A 20454-nucleotide genomic window follows, 5' to 3' on the forward strand; every position below is an offset into this window, starting at 1 on the left:
GAGTGTGTGCTCAGCGCCCGGCCAGCGCGCGCACCTGCGCCAGCTCGACGCGCAGGGCCGCGGCCAGCTCCTCGCGCGGGACCTCGAACTGCAGTTCGCGGACCAGATCCTTGACCGTGACCACACCGCGGGCCAGCTCGTCCTCGCCGGCCAGGACCACGAAACGGATGCCGGCACGCGAGGCGTACTGGAACTGCCTGCCGATCTTCTTCGGCTCCATCTGCACTTCAGTATTGATCCCACCGGCGCGCAGGCGCTGGGCGATATCCAGCGACTCGGGCAGATGCGCATCCTCCATCAGCGCGACCAGCGCCTGCACGCAGCTGACCTCGGCCTCGACGATCAGGCCGGCTTCGCGCAGCTGCCAGAACAGGCGGGTCAGGCCGATCGAGATGCCCACGCCGGGCAGCCTGGACCTGCTGTAGTGGCTGGCCAGGTTTTCGTAGCGGCCACCCGAGCAGATCGAACCGATCTGCGGATATGCGTCCAGCTGGGTCTCGTAGACCGTGCCGGTGTAGTAGTCCAGGCCGCGGGCGATGGAGAAGTTCAGGCAGTACGCGCTTTCCGGCACGCCCAGCGCCTTGACCAGGGTCAGCACTTCGCGCAGCTCGGCGATGCCTTCGTTGAAGACTTCGCTGCCCTGCCCCAGCGCGTCCAGCCGCGCCAGCGCATCCTCCTGGCTGCTCGAACGCACCGCGACGAAGGCCAAGATCCGCTCCACCACCTCGGCCGACAGCCCGAAATCGGCGCCGGTCAGGGTCTGGCGCACCGCGTCGGCGCCGCGCTTGTCCAGCTTGTCGACCTCGCGCAGCACCAGCAGCTGCTGCTCGCCCTCGGCCACGCCCAGATTTTCGAAAAACCCGCGCATGAGCTTGCGATTGTTGAGCTGCACGGTGAATGCGCCGATCTGCAGCTCGGAAAACACCGCATGGATCACCGCCAGGATCTCGGCATCGAAGCGGATGCCCAGCTCGTCCTTGCCGATCACGTCGATGTCGCACTGATAGAACTCGCGGAAACGGCCGCGCTGGGCGCGCTCGCCGCGATACACCCGCTGCATCTGGTAACGGCGGAACGGAAAGGCCAGTTCGTGCTCATGTTCGGCCACGTAGCGGGCCAGCGGCACGGTCAGATCAAAGCGCAGGGCCAGCTCCGGCAGGCCTTCCTTTTCCTGTTGCAGGGCGCCGGTGGACTGGACGAAGTACACCTGGCGCTCGGTTTCGCCACCGGACTTGGTCAGCAGCACCTCGGACAGCTCGAACACCGGCGTTTCCACCGGCAGGAAGCCGAACCGCTCGTAGTTGCGGCGGATCGTGTCCAGCATGCGCTGGAAGGCGATCTGGTCACGGGGCAGCAGCTCCATGACGCCAGGCGGCGTGCGCGGCTTGATCAAGCGGGTAACTCCGGGGAACGTGGGCCGCATATTCTAGCGTCGGCCGGCCTGCCGGCACCGCGCCAGGTCCGCGGAGCCCGGCCAGAGCGGACCCCAAAGATTCCGCTTGCCGCGCCCGCGCCCGTTCCTTAGAATGCGCGGCTCCTTCGGGGTGTAGCTCAGTCTGGTAGAGCGCTACGTTCGGGACGTAGAGGTCGCAGGTTCGAATCCTGTCTCCCCGACCAGCTTTTGCAAGGGGTCAACAAAAAAACCGCCCGTCTGGCGGTTTTTTTGTGCGTCGAGGAGCCTGGCCAGTCCGCTTGACCCCGCGCCGGCACATCACGCCGTGGAGGTCCTGCGTTCAGCTTACCGAGCCTGTGCGCGCCACAGCGAATGACGTCGAGCGCCCGATCCGCCTGAAACCACACCCCGCCTGTCCTCCTCATGCGCCGCGCAAGCCAAAGCCGGCGCCCGTTGCCAGCGTGTCGAAGCCCGGGAAAGAGGTCGCCACGTTGGCGATATCGCGCACGAGCACTTCGCCGGTGGAAAGCTGGCCGGCGATGCTGAAGGCCATCGCGATCCGGTGATCGCCGTGGCTGTCGATCGTGCCGCCGCCGATGGTCCCGCCGTGGATCGTGGCGCCGTCGGGCGTCTCGTCCACCCGCACGCCCAGCGCGCGCAGGCCGGTGGCCATGGCGGCCAGGCGATCGGATTCCTTGACCCGCAACTCGGCCGCGCCGCTGACGATGGTCTGGCCTTGCGCGGCGGCGGCGGCGACGAACAGCGCCGGGAACTCATCGATCATGTCCGGCACCACGCTTTCGGGAATGCGTGCGCCCTTCAAGGCGGCATGACGCACGCGCAGGTCCGCCACCGGCTCGCCGCCGTGCTCGGCAGGATTGAGCAGTGCGATGTCCGCGCCCATCAGGCGCAGTGCCTCGAGCAGGCCGGTACGGCGCGGGTTGAGGCCCACCGCCTTCAAGGTCACCTCCGACCCGGGAATGATGCTGGCCGCGACGATGAAGAACGCGGCCGAGGAAAAATCGGCCGGGACCGCGATCTCAGTGGCGCGCAGGCGCTGGCCGCCGGGCAAGCTGGCAAATCCCGGTGAAAAGGCGATCTCCACGCCGAAGGCGGCGAGCATGCGCTCTGTGTAGTCGCGGGTGGGATGTGGCTCGCGCACAATGGTCTGGCCTTGCGCGTACAGGCCCGCCAGCAGCACGCTGGACTTGACCTGTGCGCTGGCCACCGGCGAGGTGAAATCGATGCCGGTCAGCGTCTGGCCGCCGTGGATGCGCAGCGGCGGGGTACCGTCCGGGCGGGTTTCGATCTTCGCGCCCATCTGCGCCAGTGGCCCTGTGACCCGGCGCATCGGGCGCCTGGACAGCGATTCGTCGCCGACCAGCACGCTATCGAACTTTTGCGCGCACAACAGCCCGGCCAGCAGACGCATGCCGGTGCCGGCGTTGCCGCAGTCCAGCACGCCATCCGGCGCCTGCAGTCCATCGATGCCCACGCCATGCACGATGCGCGTGGACGGCGACGGTGTCTGGATGCGCACGCCCAGCCTGGCCAGGATCGCGGCGGTCGCGCGGGTATCCTCGCCTTCCAGAAAACCTTCGACGCGCGAGATGCCATCGGCCAGCGCGGCCAGCATCACCGCCCGGTGCGAGACTGACTTGTCACCGGGAATGGCCAGCGCGCCATGCAGCGCCGAGCCCTTGTGAGCGATCCAGGATTGCGAGGTCATCGTGTTGTTCGGTCCAGCGGCCAGGGCCGCGTTGTGCTTGCAATTGACGGGCCATCCGCTCTGCCTGCCGCTGTTGTTCTTGCCGCCGCGGTCGCGCTCCATCCGCAGCAGCGGCGTCAGCGGGAACCGGCGGACAAGCCAAGCGCACATACAGCGCCTGCATCAAGGCAGCAAACGGCGCCACACGCTGCGGCAGTCGGCGCAAAGCGGCTGTGGGCGCAGCGGCGGCCTGCCTTCTTCTGGTGGTTGTTTCGCCAGTGCAAGGAAAGCAGGATCTCGTGCAGCGCCCCGATGATTCTGCCTGATTCGCGATTCCGGCAACAGCCGAAATTGGCACCGGTGCAATTTGCTGGATTCGCGCGCATGCCTGCCAGGCGATCGATGGCGATTGGACGAGGCGCCCGATCATTGTGCGCCCGGACAGGCCGGCGACTGCGCGTTGCCTGCAGGGTCTGCGGGCCGGCAAGCTTGGGTTTAGCCGGTGCCAGTGACCCGGCGTCAAAGCAGCGCGCCGGAGCACGCGCCAGTGGCGGCCTTCTGCATCCGGCGACTTGGGTGAACCGGGCTGTCGAACAGGGCCGCGCCTGGTCCGAGGCCAGGCGAGTCTTCTGCGCAACAAGATGCACGCAGCGCCCAGGCGCTGGAAAGCGCTGCGCTCGATCAAGTCCTTGCACAACCGTGCAAGGAACTGGAATGCTCAGCCGCCCGAGAGAGCCAACTGGCCCGCTGACGGCAGCAACGCCCCCCGGGCCACCGCTCTGTCGGCGATCGTCACTGGAGCACGGCCTCCGCCTCCTGCTCGGCCTGGGTGGTGAGCCTGGTTTTCCCCAGAATGAGTTCAGCAGCTCTCTCGGCAATCATCATCGTCGGCGCGTTGGTGTTGCCGGCGACCAGCGTCGGCATGACCGAGGCGTCGACCACCCGCAGGCCTTGTACGCCGCGCACCCGAAGCGCCGGATCAACGACGGACTCAGGGTCCCGTCCCATCCGACACGTCCCCACCGGATGGTAGATGGTCTCCGCCCGCCGCCGGATATCCGCCGCGATGTCCGCATCGCTTTGGGCCGACGGCCCGGGTTCCACTTCGGTCTTGGAGAAGGCGGCCATTGCCGGCGCCGACAGGATCTTTCGGCCGATCTTGACCGCCTCGATCATGGTCTGCATGTCTTCAGGGGCCGAGAGATAGGCCGGATCGATGAACGGATCCTCGAGCGGGTCGGCACTTGCCAGGCCGATACGACCGCGGCTCTTGGGCATGAGGTCGCAGATGTGCAGGGTATAGCCATAGCCGAACGAGGTTACGCGCCCGTGGTCCCTCAGCAGCGTGGGCAGGAAATGAAACTGCAGGTTCGGCCGATCCAAGGAAGGCTTGCTTTTGACGAAGCCGCCAGCCTCGGCGACATTGCTCGTCAGGAAGCCGCTCCCACGCAGGCCATAGGAAAATGCACCAGCCACTGCCCGCGGGATGAACGAGGCAGCGATGCCGATCGAGGTGCGGTCATTGGCCAGGTGCAACACCGTGATGTCGAGGTGATCCTGCAGATTCTTGCCGACAGCCGGAAGGTCGACGACCACCGGTATGCCAAGTGCCTTCAACTCGGTTGGGTCGCCGATACCTGAGAGCATCAGCAGTTGCGGGGAATTTATGGCGCCGCCCGAAAGAATGACTTCACCGCCCCTGGTCCGCACATCGACCAGCTTGCCGCCCGCGGCATAGGTCACGCCGACAGCCTTGCGGTCCTCCATGATGACCCGGGTTGCCCGCGCGCCGGTGATGATCTGCAGATTTGGCCGGCCTATGGCCTTGGAGAGAAAGGCGCGCGCCGAGCTCCAGCGCCGCCCCTTGTACTGGGTGACCTGGTATGGCCCCACCCCTTCCTGGGTCTGGCCATTGAAGTCGAGCGCGCGCGGAAAGCCAGCCTGCTCGCCCGCCTCCACAAAGGCATCGCTCAGGGGGTTATGGGTCTGCAGGTCACTGACGTGAAGCTCGCCCTGGCCGCCGTGAAAGGCATCGTCGCCAAAGCGGTGATTGGACTCCATCGCCTTGAACAGCGGGAGCACGTTGTCATAGGACCAGATCGGATCGACTGCCTCGCCCCAGGCGTCATAATCGTCACGGTGTCCACGAATGTAGACCATCGCATTGATCGAGCTGGATCCGCCCAGGGTCTTGCCGCGCGGCCAGAACAGCCGGCGACCGTCAAGATTGGCTTGTGGCTGCGTCTGGAACGCCCAATTGAGCGTCTTGTTCTTCGACAGAAGCGCGATCCCGAGGGGCATGTGGATCAGCGGACTGCGATCGGGCGGCCCCGCTTCAAGCAGGCAGACCTGTGTATCGGGATTGGCTGACAGACGCTCTGCCAACAGGCATCCGGCGGACCCGGCTCCAACGATAATATAGTCAAACATCCTGGTCTCCCGGACGGCAGCGGCCAGACGCCGCGTACTTGTTTCTGGATTCAGCCCAACAGGCGGACGGTCAGATTGATCAGCTTCTTTACGGTCGGCGTGTACGGGGGGAAGAGAATCCGCAGGACAGAAAATCTGTCTCTCAGAATCGCACGCTCGTGGGAAAACGCCTTGAAGCCATAGAACCCGTGCGCGGTGCCGATGCCGCTGTTGTTGACGCCGCCAAAGGGCAGATTGGGATGCAGGAACTGGACGACGTTGTTGTTGATGCAGACACCGCCGGAACTGGTCCTGCGGATAATGTCCTCGCGCACAGCGGCGTCGTGGCTGAAGATGTAGATGGCAAGCGGCTTGGGGCCGGCGTTGATCGCATCGACAACGCTGCCGATGTCGTCATACTCGATGATCGGAAGCACCGGGCCGAATATTTCTTCCCGGGAAATCGCCATCTGCGGCGTGGTCCCGCCGAGCAGGGTCGGTGAGAAATAGTTCTGGCCCGGATCGCGCGCGCCGCCTTCCAGGATGGTCGCGCCGCGCGAGGTTGCATCATCGGTCAGGGCGCTGAGGCGTTCGAAGTGCCGGGGCGCCACGATTCGGCAGTAGTCCGGGCCGCTCTTTTGCTGGCTCTCCGATTGTCCGTAAACGCGTTTGATCTCTCGCCGCAGGGCCTCGACCAGCGCCGGGGCCTGGCTGCGCGAGACATAGATGTGGTCTGGCGCGATGCAGGTCTGGCCGTTGTTGGAGAACTTGCCCCAGACGATCTTGCGGGCCGCGTCTTCGATATTGGCGGTCGCATCGACGATCGTCGGAGACTTGCCGCCAAGCTCGAGCGTCACCGAGGTCAAGTGCTTGGCGGCAGCCGCCATCACGATCTTGCCGACCGTGGGACTGCCGGTGAAGAAGATATGGTCGAAGGGCAGCTCCAGCAGCACCTGGGACACCTCGGCATCGCCTTCGCACACGGCCACCAGATCCCGCGGAAAGGTCTCCTCGACGATCTCCTTGAGGAGGGCCGAGGTGGCGGGCGTCAGCTCGGACGGCTTGATGATGCAGGAGTTTCCGGCCGCCAGCGCCGACACCAGGGGGCCGAAACTGAGATTGACCGGATAGTTCCACGGGGAAATGATCAGGCAGACGCCCTTGGGCTGATAACGCACTTGCGCTGCGAGTCCGAACATCCCCAACGAGCCGTGGACCCGGTGCGGCTTCAGCCAGGATCGCAGATGACGTCGGGCGTGCGATATCTCCTGGTACACCGGAAATAGTTCGGTCAGGCGCACCTCGGGTTCGGGTTTTCTGAAATCCGCGTACAGCGCCTGGACAACATCGGCTTCGCGGCGCTTCATCGTGTCCTTCAGTCGCGCCAGCATCGCCATTCGCGCAGCCAGGGTGAATTTGGTCCTGTTTGCGATGGCCGCTCTGCGCTGGGCCGCAAACAGCGCCTCGATCTCTCCCCCAGTAGCGGGATGAACCGGTGCAGCGGTGACTGCGGTGGCTGCATGAACGTTCACTCGGTTCTCCTCTAGGAAATTGTCAGCTTGCCGAGCCGGCAGGTGATCGTCCGCTCGAATGGATCACCTGTAAAGCTCATAGTCCTCCTTGGTCGCACCACATTCCGGGCAATGCCAGTCGGCGGGAACGTCCGCCCACCGGGTGCCTGGCGCCAGGCCTGCATCGGGATCGCCAAGGGCCTCATCGTAGAGGTGGCCGCAGGTCACGCAGTACCATTTCGCGAATAACTCGGCATCCACCGCAGAACCCGACGGTTGCGCCCCTTGGTTGGCCTTGATCATCGTTCGTTGCCTGGGCCAGCGCCGAGACCGGCATGTTCGCCGACCGCACCCGAGCCCAGCGGAATGAAATCACCTTTGTCGCGCACCGCACAATCGGGGCAGGCCCAGTCGTCGGGAATCTGCGCCCACGAAGTATTGGGCGCAAATCCTTCGTGCACTTCCCCCCTCATCTCGTCGTAAACGTAGCTGCAATCGGGACACTGATACCGGGCCATGGTGCCCTTCCTTTGACGACCTAAATCTTTGGAAAATTTTTTGCACGAGCCTCTCGGCTAGCCGCACAAGATCAGTCCAGTCGCCGCATGACCGTTGCCCGCGCCGCGCTAGCTAGCGTGACGCGGAACCGAACTTGCGTTCAACCTGCTTCCTGCGCGCAGCGTCGATCTGAATCTTGCCCAGATCCCCGCCAGCCCATGCCACGACACGGCGGTCCATCACCGACCGGAACAAGGGCGGGATCATCGCCATGAAGAACATCCCGGGATAGCCGCTCGGCAACTCCGGCAGGTCCTTGAAGTCACGCAGAGACTGATACCTGCGGGTCGGATGCGCATGGTGATCGGAGTGCCTCTGAAGATGAAACAGGATTAGGTTCGAAGCGATGTGATTGCTGTTCCAGGAATGGCGGGGCTGGGTGCGCTCGTAACGCCCATCCGCCATTTGCTCGCGCTGCAGCCCATAGTGCTCAATGTAGTTGGCGCTGGTCAGCTGCCACCATCCGAAGGCGATCTGGATAGGCAAGAACACCAGCAGCTTGGGGTCGGGTCCGAAGGCCAGCAAAAGGGCCGCGTAGAGAACCACGGTCATCAGCAGCGGCGGGATGATCTCGTTGTCCAAACTCCAAGTACCTTTGCCCGCACGCTCCAGCCGCACCTTTTCCAGGTTCCAGGCGCGCCGGAAAGCACCCGGAATCTCGCGCAACGAAAACTTGTAGATGTTCTCGCCCATCCTGGACGTCGCAGGATCTGCAGGGGTCGCCACGTCGCGATGGTGGCCTTTGTTGTGCTCGATGAAGAAGTGGCCATAGCCGACCACGGCCAGAACGATCTTGGCCATCCATCGATCAAAGGCTTCCTTTTTGTGCCCTAATTCATGGCCAGTGTTCAGCGCCAGGCCGTTGGCGATGCCCATGGACAAGGCAAGCGCGACAACTTCCCACCAGGCCATGGGTTGGGTTGCCACCCACCATGCCGAGACGATGAGCGAGGCATAATGCACCGGGACGGTAAGATATGTGAGAACTCGGTAATACCGATCCGCCTCCAGGCGCGGCACCGCTGCTTCCGGAGGATTGTTCTTGTCATTTCCGAACCAGACGTCCAACGCCGGAATGACGACATACCAGATGACCAGCGTAAGCGCGTAAAAAACACTCAGCCCCGTTCTGCTCACGAGGTAGAGGCCTATCAACGGCGCTGCAGGCCAGACGACCGACAACATCCATAAATAGCGCTTCCTGTCCACATAGCGATCTGGCTCGGTATGGCTTGCCGGATTTCGTGCAATGGCGGTCATCTGGCATTCTCCTGATCACGCTGAAAGACAAGGCCACCGCTTCTCGATTCAGCTTTGGCGCTTCCAGCAGGATGTTACCAACAGCTTCACGGGACAATACGACTAAAGTGTGGTAGTCACAGTCCTTCGCCTCCCCGTTGGGAATGGCGCGCAGTGACTCCTGGCGCGTCACCACACCAGTTACCTCCCCACACCTGTGCGTTGATGTGCTTGTGCTAAGGCACCGCTACCGGATAGGACCCAAGCACCTTGATCTGCGCCGAATGTGCCTTCAGCTCGGCCAGCGCCAGCTTCATGGGCTCGTCCTCGACGTGGCCGGCCAGGTCGATGAAGAAGCCGTATTCCCACTTGGCATGGAGGCTGGGCCGCGACTCGATCCGGCTCATGCTGATGCCATGGCGCGCGAACGGGCTGAGCACGTCGAACAGCGCGCCCGGCTTGTCATGGATGAACACCAGCACCGAGGTGCGGTCGTGGCCCGAGGACGGGAAGATCTGCCGGCCCACCACCAGAAAGCGCGTGGTGTTGTCCTTGTCGTCCTGGATCGGGCTCATCACGACTTTCTTAAGGCCATAGGCGTGGACCGCGCTCTCGCCGCCGATGGCCGCCGCATCGTCGCTGTTGCGGGCACGGCGCGCGCCCTCGGCATTGCTCGACACCGGCACCTTCTCGGCCTTGGGCAGGTTGGCGCGCAGCCAGCCGGAGGTCTGCATGAACGATTGCGGATGGGCGTAAACCCGCTCGATGTCCTCGAGGCGACCGCTGCGCGACATCAGGTACTGCTGCACGCGCAGTTCGACTTCACCGCAGATCTTCAGGTTGGAGGTCAGGAACATGTCCAGGGTGATCTGGATCGTGCCCTGCCCCGAATTCTCCACCGGCACCACCCCGAAGTCCGCGTTGCCGTTTTCCACTTCCTGGAAGACTTCCTCGATGCTGGCCATCGGCAGGCCCAGCGCCGAGCGGCCGAAATGCTTGAGCACGGCCTGCTGGCTGAAGGTGCCTTCCGGGCCCAGATAGCCGATCTTCAGCGGCTCCTGCTGGGCCAGGCAGGCCGACATGATCTCGCGGAACACATGCACCAGCAGCTCGTCGGACAGCGGGCCTTCGTTGCGGTCTATCACCATGCGCAGCACCTGGGCCTCGCGTTCGGGCCGGTAATAGTCCACTGCCGCGGCGAGCTTGCCCTTGGCCTTGCCGACCTGGTGCGCGAAGCGCGCACGCTCGGCGATCAGCGCCTGGATCTGGCGGTCGATGCTGTCGATCTTGGCGCGCACGTCGGACAGCGCCGGCGCGGCGACAACGGCCGGCGCCTTGGCAGGTTTCGCGACGGGCTTGGCCTTGGCGGCTGCGGGCTTGGTGGATTTGTTGGTCATGCGCGGTGATCCGTGAAGCGAAGTTTTGACAGCGATGAGAGCAGAGCGAGTTGGCGCGGGCATCTTGTTGCGGGAGCGGCCAAGTCGGCGATGGAGCCTTACGCGAAAGCCTCATCGCCGCCATGGCGACTCCCACCAGAACAGCAGACGATCAGCCGTTGCGCTGCTGGAACTCGCGCATGAAGTCCACCAGCGCCTGCGCGTCAGACACCGGCAGCGCGTTGTACAGCGAGGCACGCAGGCCGCCGACGGCCTTGTGACCCTTCAGCCCAATCAGGCCGGCGGCCCTGGATTCGATCAGGAAGCGTGCGGTCAGCGTCTGGTCCGGCAGGAAAAACGGGATGTTCATCCGCGAACGCGCCGCCGGCACCACCTGGTTGCGGTAGAAGCCGCCGGAGCTGTCGATCGCGCCATAGACCAGCTGCGACTTGGCCGCGCTGCGCCTGGCGAACTCGCTGACCCCGCCCTGGTCGAGCATCCAGCGGAACATCAGCCCGGCCAGGTACCAGTTCCAGGTCGGCGGGGTGTTGAGCATCGAGTCGCGCGCCACGTGGGCGCGGTAGTCGAAGATCTCCGCCCGCGGCTGCCCGGCGCGCTCCAGCAGGTCGCGGCGGATGATGACCACCGCCACGCCGACCGGGCCCAGGTTCTTCTGCGCCCCGGCGTAGATCAGCCCGTATTTGGAAACATCCAGCGGCTCGGAGGCGATCGAGGAGGAGAAGTCGGCGAACAGTGGCACCTTGCCCACCTGCGGGGTGTCGCGGAACTCGACGCCGTGGATGGTCTCGTTGGCGGTGATGTGCACGTAGGCCGCATCGGCACGCAGCTGCCAGGTATCGCGCGGCGGGATGTCGGTAAAGCCACCGGCTTCGCTGCTCGCGGCCACGTGCACGTTCACGTAGGGCTTGACCTGCTTGATCGCGGTCTTGCTCCAGTGCCCGGTAACCACATAGTCCACGGCCTGGCCGGGACCGGCGAAGTTCAGCGCCAGCAGTGCCTGCTGGGTGGTCGCGCCCCCGGCCAGGAACAGCACCGCATGGTCGTCCGGAATGGACAGCAGCGTGCGCAGGTCGGCCTCGGCCCTGGCCGCCACCTCCATGAACTCGGCGCTGCGATGGCTGATCTCGACGATCGAGGCGCCCACGCCATTCCATTCCAGCATTTCGGCCTGCGCCTGGCGCAGGACGGCTTCGGGCAGCGCCGCAGGGCCGGCGCTGAAGTTGTGGACGCGTGCCATGGCAGCCTCTTTCAGGGGGCGCATAGTATGCCGCAGCGTGAATCGGCAAAGGTCCGCGAACGCATCCACGCTGGCGCGATTTGCGTAATGCGAGGGAAACGCAGTGACGTGGTCCCCGAAAAATCTGGCCCTTGGCGGGAATTTTCCGGCGTGTCGTGCGTTCAATTGGTTGCCATTGTGACTTTCACAGGAGATGTCCGTGTCCATCCGCCACGCTCTGAAGCTCAAGGACCACCAGGTCACCGATGAAGCCATCTACCGCGGGCGGCGCGACCTGCTGGGCCTGATGGTGGCCATGCCCGCGCTGGCGCTGTCTGGCTGCAGCCAGGCCCAACCCCCGGCGGCACCCGGGGCGGTGATCACGCCCGAACAGGCCCGCTCCGGCTTGCGCACCAGCGAGGAGCTGACCAAGCTCGAGGACGTCACCAGCTACAACAACTTCTACGAGTTCGGCACCGGCAAGACCGATCCGGGCCAGGCACCCAGGACGCTCAGGACCTCTCCGTGGACGGTCGAGGTCAGCGGCGAGTGCGAAAAGCCCGGACGGGTCAACCTGGAAGACATCCTCAAGGCCGCCCCGGCCGAGGAGCGGATCTACCGCCTGCGCTGCGTCGAGGGCTGGTCGATGGTGATTCCCTGGACCGGCATTCCGCTGGCGGCGGTGCTCAGGCCGTTCGCGCCGACCTCCAGGGCCAAGTACGTGGCCTTCACCACCTTGGCCGATCCGCAGCAGATGCCGCAGATCCGCTACCGCTCGATCAACTGGCCGTATCGCGAAGGCCTGCGCATGGACGAGGCGATGCACCCGTTGGCGTTCCTGGCCACAGGCCTGTACGGCAAGCCGCTGCCGCAGCAGAACGGCGCGCCGCTGCGGCTGGTGGTGCCGTGGAAGTATGGCTTCAAGAGCATCAAGTCGATCGTGCAGATCCAGTTCGTCGAGAAGATGCCCGAGACCGCCTGGCACGACCTGCAGCCCAACGAATACGGGTTCTTTTCCAACGTCAATCCGCAGGTGGACCATCCGCGCTGGAGCCAGAAGACCGAGCGCCGCATCGCCGGCAATGCCAGCAAGCTGTTCGCCGAGCGGATCCCGACGCGCATGTTCAACGGCTATGCCGACCAGGTGGCGTCCATGTATGCCGGGATGGACCTGCGGCGATGGTTCTGAGCAGGCAAAGCGCCGCGCCGGCTGCGCGCAAGCGCCGGCCCCGGCCCAGGACGCCGGGCTGGCTGATCGCGGCCAAGGTCGTGGTGCACCTGCTGTGCCTGACGCCGCTGGCGCTGCTGGGCTGGCGGTTCTGGGAGGTGTTCAGCACCGGCAGCAACGCCCTGGGTGCCGATCCGGTCGCCACCATCGAGCACTTCACCGGGTTATGGGCGCTGCGGTTGGTGCTGATCTGCCTGGCCATCACCCCGCTGCGCCAGCTCACCGGGCGGGCCGAATTGATCCGCTTCCGCCGGATGCTGGGGCTGTACGCCTTCGCCTATGCCACCGTGCACCTGTCGGCCTACCTGGGCCTGGACCTGCGCGGTTACTGGACCCAGATCTTCACCGAGATCCTCAAGCGCCCCTACATCACCGTCGGCTTTATCGCCTGGCTGCTGCTGGTGCCGCTGGCGATCACCTCCACCAGCGGCTGGATCGGCCGCCTGGGCCGCAACTGGGGCCGGCTGCACAAGGCCATTTACGCCATCGGCGTGCTGGCGGTGCTGCACTTCTGGTGGCTGGTGAAATCCGACATCCGCGAGCCGATGCTCTATGCCGGCATCCTGGCCGTGCTGCTGGCCTGGCGTGCCTGGGTGGCGATCAACCGACGCCGAACAGCAGCAGCAGCGACAGCAGCCCGGCAAGTCCCGCCGCGGCCAGCAGCAGCCAGGGCCAGCGCTTCATCGACGGCCCCGAAGGCTTGACCGTGGTCGGCGCGGCGGCCGGCGCCGGGTCTTCGCCTGCAGCCGATGCGTCGGGATCGGGCTGGCCCCAGGGAATCTCCACCACGAAGCGCGACTGCGGGTCGAAGGCGACCTGGTCGCCTGCGCCCAGCAGGGCCTCATGCACCGGGAGGCCGTTGACCACGCTGGTCACCGCGCGGTCGTGATGGCGCAGCACCACGCCCCCGCCGTGCAGGCTCAGGCGGGCGTGCTGTGCGCCGCTGTGCGGGCCTTCGACGCGGATGTCGGCCTCGCGCGAAGCGCCGACCACGCAGCCGGCGCCGATTGGGAACGCGCGCCCGTGATGGCGCCCACCGATGCCGCGCAGGACGATGCGCGGATCGGGTTCGCCATTGTGCGGGGCCGAATGCGGGGCCTGGGCCACGGCCTGGCCGCGCACCAGCACCTCCACGCCATCGACGTAGACCGTATCGCCGGGCCGCAGCATCGCCATGCGCCGTACCGGCCGGCCGTTGACGTGGACCCCGCGCATGCCGGGCGGCACCTGCAGCCACAGGCCGCGCCGATCCAGGCACATCTGTACCAGCAAGGCGCCGGGGACGGCATCGCCCACGCCGATGGTGCCGCTGGCTTCGCGCACGATGCGATGGACGCCGGTGCCGAGCGCCCGGTCTGCGGTCCGGCCCTGCGGGAAATGGAGACTGAGGTTGCGCACGCGGCGCGAGCCTAGCATGCAGCCGCCGCGCTTGGCGCTGCGCGCCCGGCTTGCGCACAATGCATCTTCCTCTTTTCGCGCCAGCGCCATGTCCCGCATCGAAATCCAGCATTCCCACGGCAAGACCCCCGCCCAGAGCCGCCAGGCCCTTGAAGAAGTGGCCGGCAAGCTGTCCAGCCGATTCGGCGTGCGCCATCGCTGGGATGGCGACACGCTGGCCTTCGACGGCCCCGGCGTGGATGGCCGCATCGCCATGCAACCGGGCGTGCTGCATGTCACCGCCGAGCTGGGGTTCCTGATGTCGGCGATGAAGGGCCCGATCGAATCGGAGATCCGGCGCGTGCTCAGCGAGCGCTTCGCCTGACCGTGGTCTTCCCGGCCGCGCGCTGGCCCGCAGCGGATTTGCGCGGCTGATCCCAGCCGAACGGATCGGGCTTGCCGGCGAACAGCCGCCGCGCACTGGCGCGTTCGTGGCGATGGATCTCCTGCAGGAAGGCCGCCGCATCGCCCAGCAGCGCGAAGGCCGCGAAGCCACGTTCGAGAAAGCCCTGCAGGTCGGCCAGCCCGGTGGCCCGTGCCGGACCACGCGAGAGCCGCAGCAGCATCGCCATACCCGGCAGCCGCACCGCCTGGGCCAGGCCTTGGCCGACCCGCACGATCAGGTCGATCTGGCGCTGGCGCAGTCGCCGATGGCCCACCTGGCGATAGGCCAGCGCGTAGAGTTCGGTGTCCAGGGTCTTTCGGCGCGGCGCCAGCGCTTCCAGCGCCTGCGCCATGTGCAGGTCCAGCGCATGGGTCAGCGCGTCCAGCTCGATCGCATCGGACAGCGTGGCCAGCACCGAGGCCGGCAGCAGCCTCTGCATCATCGGCACGATCCTGGCCACGCTGGCATCGCGCCGGCTGAAATCGTGGTCGCCATAGACCTCGGACAGGAAGAACATCGCCGCATCACGGCGCTGCGGGTCCTTGAGGAAATGCCCGAAGCTGCGTTCCACGCGCCATGCCTGCCATTGCCGCAACGGCGAAAGCCAGCGCGAGCCATTGCGCGGTTCGCGCTGTCCATCATGCAGCGCCTGGTGCCAGGACAGGCGCCGGGTCAAGCGTGCGGGAATGGGATTGCCTCGCGCCATGGCCTGCATGATCCACGCGCCGCCATCGCCACCGCAAGCCGTGTTGGTGACGTGGCGCTCACCTGCGGCCGTGGACACTGCGCTCACGCCCGCACGCGGGCTTCCCAACATCCGCTCCGGAGGCACCGCATGGCCGCCAAGAAGACCAGCCGCACGCGCAGCACCGCATCGTCCGAACCATCCCTGCAGGAACAGGCCGAGCAGCTCCAGCGCAAGCTGGGCGAATCGGCGCAGCAGATCTGGCTGGCCGGCGTGGGCGCCTTCGGCCGCGCGCAGACCGAAGGTTCGCGCCTGTTCGAGACGCTGGTGAAGGAAGGCAGCCGCGTCGAGCAGCGCGCCGGTAGCGGTGCCGGCAAGGTGCGCGAGGCGCTGGACAGCGGCGTGCATGGTGCACGTACGCGCGCCGCAGAAACCCTGGGCCGGGTCGACCAGGCCTTCCGCGGCAAGGTCCAGGGCGCCCTGAAGTCGCTGGAGGTCCCGACCCGCCGCGAACTGGGCGCGCTGCTGGATCGCATCGATTCGCTCAACGCCCTGCTGCGCCGCTACAACGGCCAGGCCGACACGCCGGGCGCCAAGGCGCACAAGTCCACGGCCCGCAAGACCGCCACGCGCAAGACCGCCGCTGCCGGCGGCCCGCCGGCGCGCAAGGCCGCGGTGAAGAAGACCACGCACAAACCCAGACCACGCACCGCCGTCACGAAGGTCGCCGGACCGGCGGCGGGCGAGGCACCGGCGAAGAAGGCCGCAGCGCGCAAGGCGCTGCGCTGAACATCCTGGCCACCCGCCTGCGGGGTGGCAACGGCCGCGGACCGGCCCGATTCGTGTCGCAGAGCATCGCCCGGCCTGGGCAGGATCGTGCCAGGCCCGCCAGTGCCGGCTTCAGTAAGGCGCCCTCCCCTTGACGAATTCCAGCCCTGGCCGGTCTTTTCGTCCCGGCCACGTCCCCCGTGTGCGCGCTGACGTCCGAAGGCGTTCTCCTTAAACTCCTTCTCCTGTTTTACCGGACGAATTCAATATGCCTTCCTGGCTGATCGGGGTCCTCATCGCCCTGGTGCTTGGTCTTGCCGCGACCTTCTATTTCTGGATGATCCGCCGTCGGCAGGATGAAACCGCCGCCGGCCTGCTGGCCCTGGCGGCGCTGCGCTGGCGCGACTTTTCGCGCCTGGTGCTGTCCTCGCTGCAGTTGCGCGGGCTGCAGCGGCTGTCCTTCAAGCCCGAGGATGTGCGCAACCAGCATCCGAGCTATCTGCTGGGCGATGGCCAGGGCAAGCACGTGCTGCTCAGCTGCAAGCATGGCACCGCTTACCGCATCGGTTCGGTCGCCATCGAGGAACTGGCCTCCGAAGCGCGCTTGCGCGGCGCCCATTACGGCATCCTGGCCACCGAAGGGGTGGTCGATGCCGCCGGCCGCGAGAAGGCCGAGCGTTCCAGCGTGGAAGTGCTCGATGGCGCGTCCCTGTGGGCCGAGGTCAAGCCGATGCTGGACAGCGCCACCGTCCAGCGCGTTGTCGGTCAGGCCAACGCGCTGGCGCGCCGACGCATCGGCCTGTGCTGGATCCTGGCCCTGCTGATCGGCGTCCTGCTCAGCACCGTGCTGACGGTCAACGACGCCGACCCGCCGAGCGCATCACAGTCCGCCAGCACACCGGCGCCGGCTCCTGCCGAACAGCGGGCAACCACCAGCGCCCTGCCGCAGGCCAGCCAGCCGGCCGCGCCGCGGGCGCGGCCGACCGATCAGGAGCTGGCCCAGCAGCGTGCCCAGGTCGCCAGGGCGCTGGCCACGACCGGTGGCCTGCGCCAGCCGACGTGGATCTCCGGGTCGACCCTGGCGGTGGACGTGCTGGCCAGCGAAGCGGTGGTGATGGCCGCGGTCTGCGCCGAACTGGCCAGACATCCAGACCTGGCCCTCTCGCGGATCCAGCTCAATCCGGCACCCGGCAGCAGCGATCGCATCCGCTGGCGCCAGTGCGAAGCGCCGCCGCTGGCGGCGCCACCGGCCAAATCCTGAAAGACATGGAGGCTTTCGGCGCCCGCGATCCACTGCGCGGGCAAAGGCCTGAACCTGCCCACCATCCTGAGCTCACCGCGCCTTGGCAGCAGTACCCGGGCGACAGCCATGCCATCCATTTCCCCTGTTTGAACGCGCCTTGGGCCGCCGCTTTCAAGTGCCTTACGTATACCAAAAAAATAAAATATAAGTTGACAGGAGCGCCTGCGAGCCGGACATTGCCCGCCCGCTGCCCCCAAGCGCCCGGTCCTGGGACATCCGGCCGCGCCTTCGCAAAGACGATCCTGTTCGATGACCACGCTGCTGCTCTCCCATGGCGCCATGCGCCACCCCATCGCCCGCCTGGCGATGGCCCTGTTCGCAGGCCTCGCCATGCAGGCCGCCGACGCCGCCACGCCCGATCAGGCGGTCACGCTGGATGCGGTCAAGGTCGCGGCCAAGCGCGACGATGAGATCGAACCGGCGCGCAGCCAGCTGGAGCGGGTGGCGGGCGCCGGCAACGTGATCGACCTGTCGCAGGCCGCCGACGGCCGGAGCGCTGGCACCGCCGACGTGCTGGCCTACCAGCCCGGCATCCATGCGCAGTCACCGGGCAACGAGGGGGTCAAGGTGTCGATCCGCGGGTCGGGCATCAACCGTGCGCCCGGTGCCCATGCCTCGGGCATCTCGGTGTCGCTGGACGGCCTGCCGTTGACCTTCTCCGGTGGCACGCCGTACGAGCTGCTCGAGCCGCTGTGGGTCAGCCGGGTCGAGGTGCTGCGTGGGGCCAACGGGCTGGATCGCGGCGCATTGGCCCTGGGTGGGGCGATCGACTACATCAGCCGCCGCGGGTTGGACTCGCCGGGCCTGGAACTGCGCCTGGAGGCGGGAAGTTTCGGCTACCGCAAGCGCGCCCTGGGCGTGGGTGGCGTTGCCGGCGATGTCGATTACTACCTCAGCCTGGTCGACAGCCAGACCGACGGTTACCAGCAGCACGCCGCCGGCGACGGCCGGGGCGCGATGGCCAATATCGGCTGGCGCATCGATCCGGACCTGGAAACCCGCTTCTTCCTGCGCTGGCGCCAAACCGACCACCAGACCCCCGGCCGCCTGACCCGCGCGCAGATCCGCGACAACCCGCGCCAGGCCAACCCCGGCTACCTGGCCATCGATGCGCAGCGCCCGCAGCATGGCAGCACCTGGATCGGCAACACGACCACGCTGCAGCTCGATGCCGACACCACGCTCCAGGCCGGACTGGTCTACCACAGGTTCCCGATGGACCTGAACGAAAGCCTGTACCGCCAGCAACTGGACTACGCCGACCTCAACGGCACGCTCGATTACACGCATCGGCACACGCTGTTCGGCCGCCACAGCATCACCACGCTGGGCCTGCGCTTCACCCATGACCTGGACGCCAACGTGCGCGAGTCGCTGCGCTTTGCCAGCAACGGCTATCCGGCCGGCACCCTGACCCGCAGGTTCGAGCACCTGGGCACCGACGTGGTGCTGCACACGGGCAACGACATGGCGCTGACGCCCCGGCTGCACCTGGTGACCGGGCTGGCGCTGATCCACACCGCCCGCCAGGTGCAGGTCACCTGGCCCAGCAGCGGCGGGCGGCTGTCCGAACACGACTGGGACCACGCGCCGCGGATCGGCCTGACCTGGCAGGCCACGCCGCAGGCGCAGCTGTTCGGCAACCTGAGCCGGTCGGTGGAGCCGGCACATCCGTGGTCGATGATCTGGAGTTCCAGCCAGTTCTTCGCCGGCAATGGCGCCTCGACCGGCCGCCAGCGCACCCCGGTGCAGCTGGACAACCAGCGCGCGGACACGCTGGAACTCGGTGCGCGCGGCGAAGCGGCGCTCGGTCGCTGGGAGCTGACCGGCTACTACGCCCACGTCCGCCACGAACTGCTCGCGGTCGAGGTCCAGCCCGCGCCGAACCTGATCGTGACCGAATCCAACGCCAGCCCGACCGTGCATCGCGGGATCGAGGCCGGGTTGGACAGCACGCTGTGGCAATCCGGCACCGCCCGCCTGTCACTGCGCCAGGCCTATACCTTCAGCGATTTTCGCTATCGCCACGATGCGCGCTTCGGCGACAACCTGCTGCCCGGCCTGCCACGCCACTTCTACCAGAGCGAGCTGCGCTACGACCATCCCTCCGGCCTGTATGCCACCATCAACACCGAATACGCCTCCAAGATGGCCGTGGACTACGCCAACAGCTTCTGGGCCGATGCCCATGTGATCTTCGGCACGCGGCTGGGCTTCGATGCGCCCGGCGGCCGCTGGCAGGGCTGGCTGGAAGCACGCAACCTGGCCGCCCGCCAATACGCCGCCACCGTGACCCCCGGCTACGACGACGCCGGCGCCGACGCGGCCCGCTCCACGCCCGGCGAAGGCTTTGGTGTGTACGCCGGCTTGCGCTGGCGGTTCGAGTAAGTGGGCAGCTGGCATCCCATGCACGGCAACATCGCCGTGACACGACGTGCGCGGCGGCCGGGCTAAGCTCCAGGGTCCCTTCTCATCCCGGAGCTGCGCACATGGCCAAGGTCCTCGTCCTGTATTACTCCGCCTACGGGCACATCGAAACCATGGCCGGCGCGGTGGCCGAAGGCGCGCGCGCCGCCGGTGCCACCGTGGACATCAAGCGCGTGCCGGAACTGGTGCCGCAGGAGGTGGCCAAGGCCTCGCACTACAAGCTGGACCAGGCCGCGCCGATCGCCAAGGTCGAGGAGCTGGCCGACTACGACGCGATCATCGTCGGCGTCGGCACCCGCTTCGGGCGCATGGCCTCGCAGATGGCCAACTTCCTGGATCAGGCCGGCGGTCTGTGGGCCAAGGGCGCGTTGAACGGCAAGGTCGGCGGCGCGTTCACCTCCACTGCCACCCAGCACGGCGGGCAGGAAACCACGCTGTTTTCCATCATCACCAACCTGATGCACTTTGGTCTGGTGATCGTCGGGCTGGACTACGGCTTTCAGGAAATGACGACGCTGGACGAAGTGGTCGGTGGCGCGCCGTATGGCGCCACCACGCTGGCTGGCGGCGACGGCTCACGCCAGCCGTCCAAGATCGAGCTGGACGGCGCCCGCTACCAGGGCAGGCGGGTGGCGGAGGTCGCCATCAAACTGCACGGCTGACCTTGCGCTGGCTACAGGAAGAAGCCGGGCATGGCCCGGCTCTCGATCAGCTTCTGCAAGCGGACCCGGCTGCAGGCGTCCATCGGTACGCGCACGATCAGGGCAGGCGACCTCCAATGCCGCCGCTG

At 66.6% G+C, this 20454-nt stretch carries 18 protein-coding genes and 1 tRNA gene; 8 read left to right on the plus strand and 11 right to left on the minus strand.

Annotated features, from left to right (window positions below; genetic code table 11):
• Positions 1 to 10 precede the first annotated feature (10 nt).
• Entirely contained in the window at positions 11 to 1393 is a 1383-nt protein-coding gene (hisS, locus tag DSC_RS07805) for a histidine--tRNA ligase (RefSeq protein WP_014160612.1), read from the minus strand.
• A gap of 147 nt (positions 1394 to 1540) precedes the next feature.
• Here hisS and DSC_RS07810 point away from each other — a divergent pair.
• Positions 1541 to 1617: transfer RNA gene (locus DSC_RS07810), tRNA-Pro, on the plus strand.
• A gap of 197 nt (positions 1618 to 1814) precedes the next feature.
• Here the strand turns inward: DSC_RS07810 and aroA are convergent.
• The 8 genes from aroA to serC form a co-directional block, all read right to left on the minus strand.
• Positions 1815 to 3122 carry a 3-phosphoshikimate 1-carboxyvinyltransferase gene (aroA, locus tag DSC_RS07815; protein ID WP_043291104.1) on the minus strand — a complete coding sequence of 436 codons (1308 nt, stop codon included), beginning with the start codon at positions 3120 to 3122 and terminating at the stop codon, positions 1815 to 1817.
• A gap of 771 nt (positions 3123 to 3893) precedes the next feature.
• Positions 3894 to 5531 carry a GMC family oxidoreductase gene (locus DSC_RS07820; protein ID WP_043290476.1) on the minus strand — a complete coding sequence of 546 codons (1638 nt, stop codon included), beginning with the start codon at positions 5529 to 5531 and terminating at the stop codon, positions 3894 to 3896.
• A 50-nt stretch (positions 5532 to 5581) separates the two neighbouring features.
• On the minus strand, positions 5582 to 7042 hold the full coding sequence (locus DSC_RS07825; RefSeq protein ID WP_043290477.1) for an aldehyde dehydrogenase family protein: 1461 nt from the start codon (positions 7040 to 7042) through the stop codon (positions 5582 to 5584).
• Positions 7043 to 7105: 63 nt separating this feature from the next.
• Positions 7106 to 7324 carry a rubredoxin gene (locus DSC_RS07830; RefSeq protein ID WP_014160616.1) on the minus strand — a complete coding sequence of 73 codons (219 nt, stop codon included), beginning with the start codon at positions 7322 to 7324 and terminating at the stop codon, positions 7106 to 7108.
• Positions 7321 to 7539 carry a rubredoxin gene (locus tag DSC_RS16040; RefSeq protein ID WP_014160617.1) on the minus strand — a complete coding sequence of 73 codons (219 nt, stop codon included), beginning with the start codon at positions 7537 to 7539 and terminating at the stop codon, positions 7321 to 7323. The genes DSC_RS07830 and DSC_RS16040 overlap by 4 nt, the downstream gene beginning before the upstream one ends.
• A gap of 112 nt (positions 7540 to 7651) precedes the next feature.
• Positions 7652 to 8839: an alkane 1-monooxygenase gene (locus tag DSC_RS07835; protein ID WP_043290478.1), complete on the minus strand. Its 1188-nt coding sequence runs from the start codon at positions 8837 to 8839 to the stop codon at positions 7652 to 7654.
• Between the two features lie 215 nt (positions 8840 to 9054).
• Entirely contained in the window at positions 9055 to 10215 is a 1161-nt protein-coding gene (gene pheA, locus DSC_RS07840; RefSeq protein WP_014160619.1) for a prephenate dehydratase, read from the minus strand.
• Between the two features lie 151 nt (positions 10216 to 10366).
• On the minus strand, positions 10367 to 11452 hold the full coding sequence (serC, locus tag DSC_RS07845) for a phosphoserine transaminase (RefSeq protein WP_014160620.1): 1086 nt from the start codon (positions 11450 to 11452) through the stop codon (positions 10367 to 10369).
• A 199-nt stretch (positions 11453 to 11651) separates the two neighbouring features.
• On the opposite strand from serC, the gene msrP reads away from it, so the two are divergent.
• Together msrP and msrQ are read left to right on the plus strand one after the other, a co-directional pair.
• A complete protein-coding gene (gene msrP / locus DSC_RS07850; protein WP_014160621.1) occupies positions 11652 to 12620 on the plus strand; it encodes a protein-methionine-sulfoxide reductase catalytic subunit MsrP in 969 nt (322 codons plus the stop codon).
• A 62-nt stretch (positions 12621 to 12682) separates the two neighbouring features.
• Positions 12683 to 13363 (plus strand): protein-methionine-sulfoxide reductase heme-binding subunit MsrQ, encoded by a 681-nt coding sequence (gene msrQ / locus DSC_RS07855; protein WP_043291107.1) that lies wholly within the window; start codon positions 12683 to 12685, stop codon positions 13361 to 13363.
• Here msrQ and DSC_RS16045 read toward each other — a convergent pair.
• A complete protein-coding gene (locus tag DSC_RS16045) occupies positions 13260 to 14057 on the minus strand; it encodes an FHA domain-containing protein (RefSeq protein ID WP_083833602.1) in 798 nt (265 codons plus the stop codon). The genes msrQ and DSC_RS16045 overlap by 104 nt on opposite strands.
• Positions 14058 to 14145: 88 nt before the next feature.
• On the opposite strand from DSC_RS16045, the gene DSC_RS07865 reads away from it, so the two are divergent.
• On the plus strand, positions 14146 to 14421 hold the full coding sequence (locus tag DSC_RS07865; RefSeq protein ID WP_043291109.1) for a polyhydroxyalkanoic acid system family protein: 276 nt from the start codon (positions 14146 to 14148) through the stop codon (positions 14419 to 14421).
• Here DSC_RS07865 and DSC_RS07870 read toward each other — a convergent pair.
• Positions 14402 to 15274 (minus strand): DUF8198 family protein, encoded by an 873-nt coding sequence (locus DSC_RS07870; RefSeq protein ID WP_238527627.1) that lies wholly within the window; start codon positions 15272 to 15274, stop codon positions 14402 to 14404. The genes DSC_RS07865 and DSC_RS07870 overlap by 20 nt on opposite strands.
• Positions 15275 to 15316: 42 nt before the next feature.
• On the opposite strand from DSC_RS07870, the gene DSC_RS07875 reads away from it, so the two are divergent.
• The 4 genes from DSC_RS07875 (at position 15317) to wrbA (ending at position 20326) form a co-directional block, all read left to right on the plus strand.
• On the plus strand, positions 15317 to 15955 hold the full coding sequence (locus DSC_RS07875; protein ID WP_014160626.1) for a phasin family protein: 639 nt from the start codon (positions 15317 to 15319) through the stop codon (positions 15953 to 15955).
• Between the two features lie 247 nt (positions 15956 to 16202).
• Positions 16203 to 17195: a restriction endonuclease gene (locus DSC_RS07880; protein WP_014160627.1), complete on the plus strand. Its 993-nt coding sequence runs from the start codon at positions 16203 to 16205 to the stop codon at positions 17193 to 17195.
• 348 nt (positions 17196 to 17543) lie between these two features.
• Positions 17544 to 19625, plus strand: coding sequence for a TonB-dependent receptor family protein (locus tag DSC_RS07885; protein WP_238527715.1), 2082 nt, complete (start codon positions 17544 to 17546; stop codon positions 19623 to 19625).
• 101 nt (positions 19626 to 19726) lie between these two features.
• A complete protein-coding gene (wrbA, locus tag DSC_RS07890) occupies positions 19727 to 20326 on the plus strand; it encodes an NAD(P)H:quinone oxidoreductase (protein WP_014160629.1) in 600 nt (199 codons plus the stop codon).
• The last annotated feature ends 128 nt before the right edge of the window (positions 20327 to 20454 follow it).

This window comes from Pseudoxanthomonas spadix BD-a59 (assembly GCF_000233915.3).
Classification (GTDB): Bacteria; Pseudomonadota; Gammaproteobacteria; order Xanthomonadales; family Xanthomonadaceae; genus Pseudoxanthomonas_A; species Pseudoxanthomonas_A spadix.

Coding starts and splice junctions, on each gene's coding strand:
- aroA (WP_043291104.1), bottom strand. CDS start 3,122: ATGACCTCGCAATCCTGGATCGCTCACAAGGGCTCGGCGCTGCATGGC.
- DSC_RS07820 (WP_043290476.1), bottom strand. CDS start 5,531: ATGTTTGACTATATTATCGTTGGAGCCGGGTCCGCCGGATGCCTGTTG.
- DSC_RS07830 (WP_014160616.1), bottom strand. CDS start 7,324: ATGATCAAGGCCAACCAAGGGGCGCAACCGTCGGGTTCTGCGGTGGAT.
- DSC_RS16040 (WP_014160617.1), bottom strand. CDS start 7,539: ATGGCCCGGTATCAGTGTCCCGATTGCAGCTACGTTTACGACGAGATG.
- DSC_RS07835 (WP_043290478.1), bottom strand. CDS start 8,839: ATGACCGCCATTGCACGAAATCCGGCAAGCCATACCGAGCCAGATCGC.
- pheA (WP_014160619.1), bottom strand. CDS start 10,215: ATGACCAACAAATCCACCAAGCCCGCAGCCGCCAAGGCCAAGCCCGTC.
- serC (WP_014160620.1), bottom strand. CDS start 11,452: ATGGCACGCGTCCACAACTTCAGCGCCGGCCCTGCGGCGCTGCCCGAA.
- DSC_RS07865 (WP_043291109.1), top strand. CDS start 14,146: ATGTCCCGCATCGAAATCCAGCATTCCCACGGCAAGACCCCCGCCCAG.
- DSC_RS07875 (WP_014160626.1), top strand. CDS start 15,317: ATGGCCGCCAAGAAGACCAGCCGCACGCGCAGCACCGCATCGTCCGAA.
- DSC_RS07880 (WP_014160627.1), top strand. CDS start 16,203: ATGCCTTCCTGGCTGATCGGGGTCCTCATCGCCCTGGTGCTTGGTCTT.
- DSC_RS07885 (WP_238527715.1), top strand. CDS start 17,544: ATGGCCCTGTTCGCAGGCCTCGCCATGCAGGCCGCCGACGCCGCCACG.
- wrbA (WP_014160629.1), top strand. CDS start 19,727: ATGGCCAAGGTCCTCGTCCTGTATTACTCCGCCTACGGGCACATCGAA.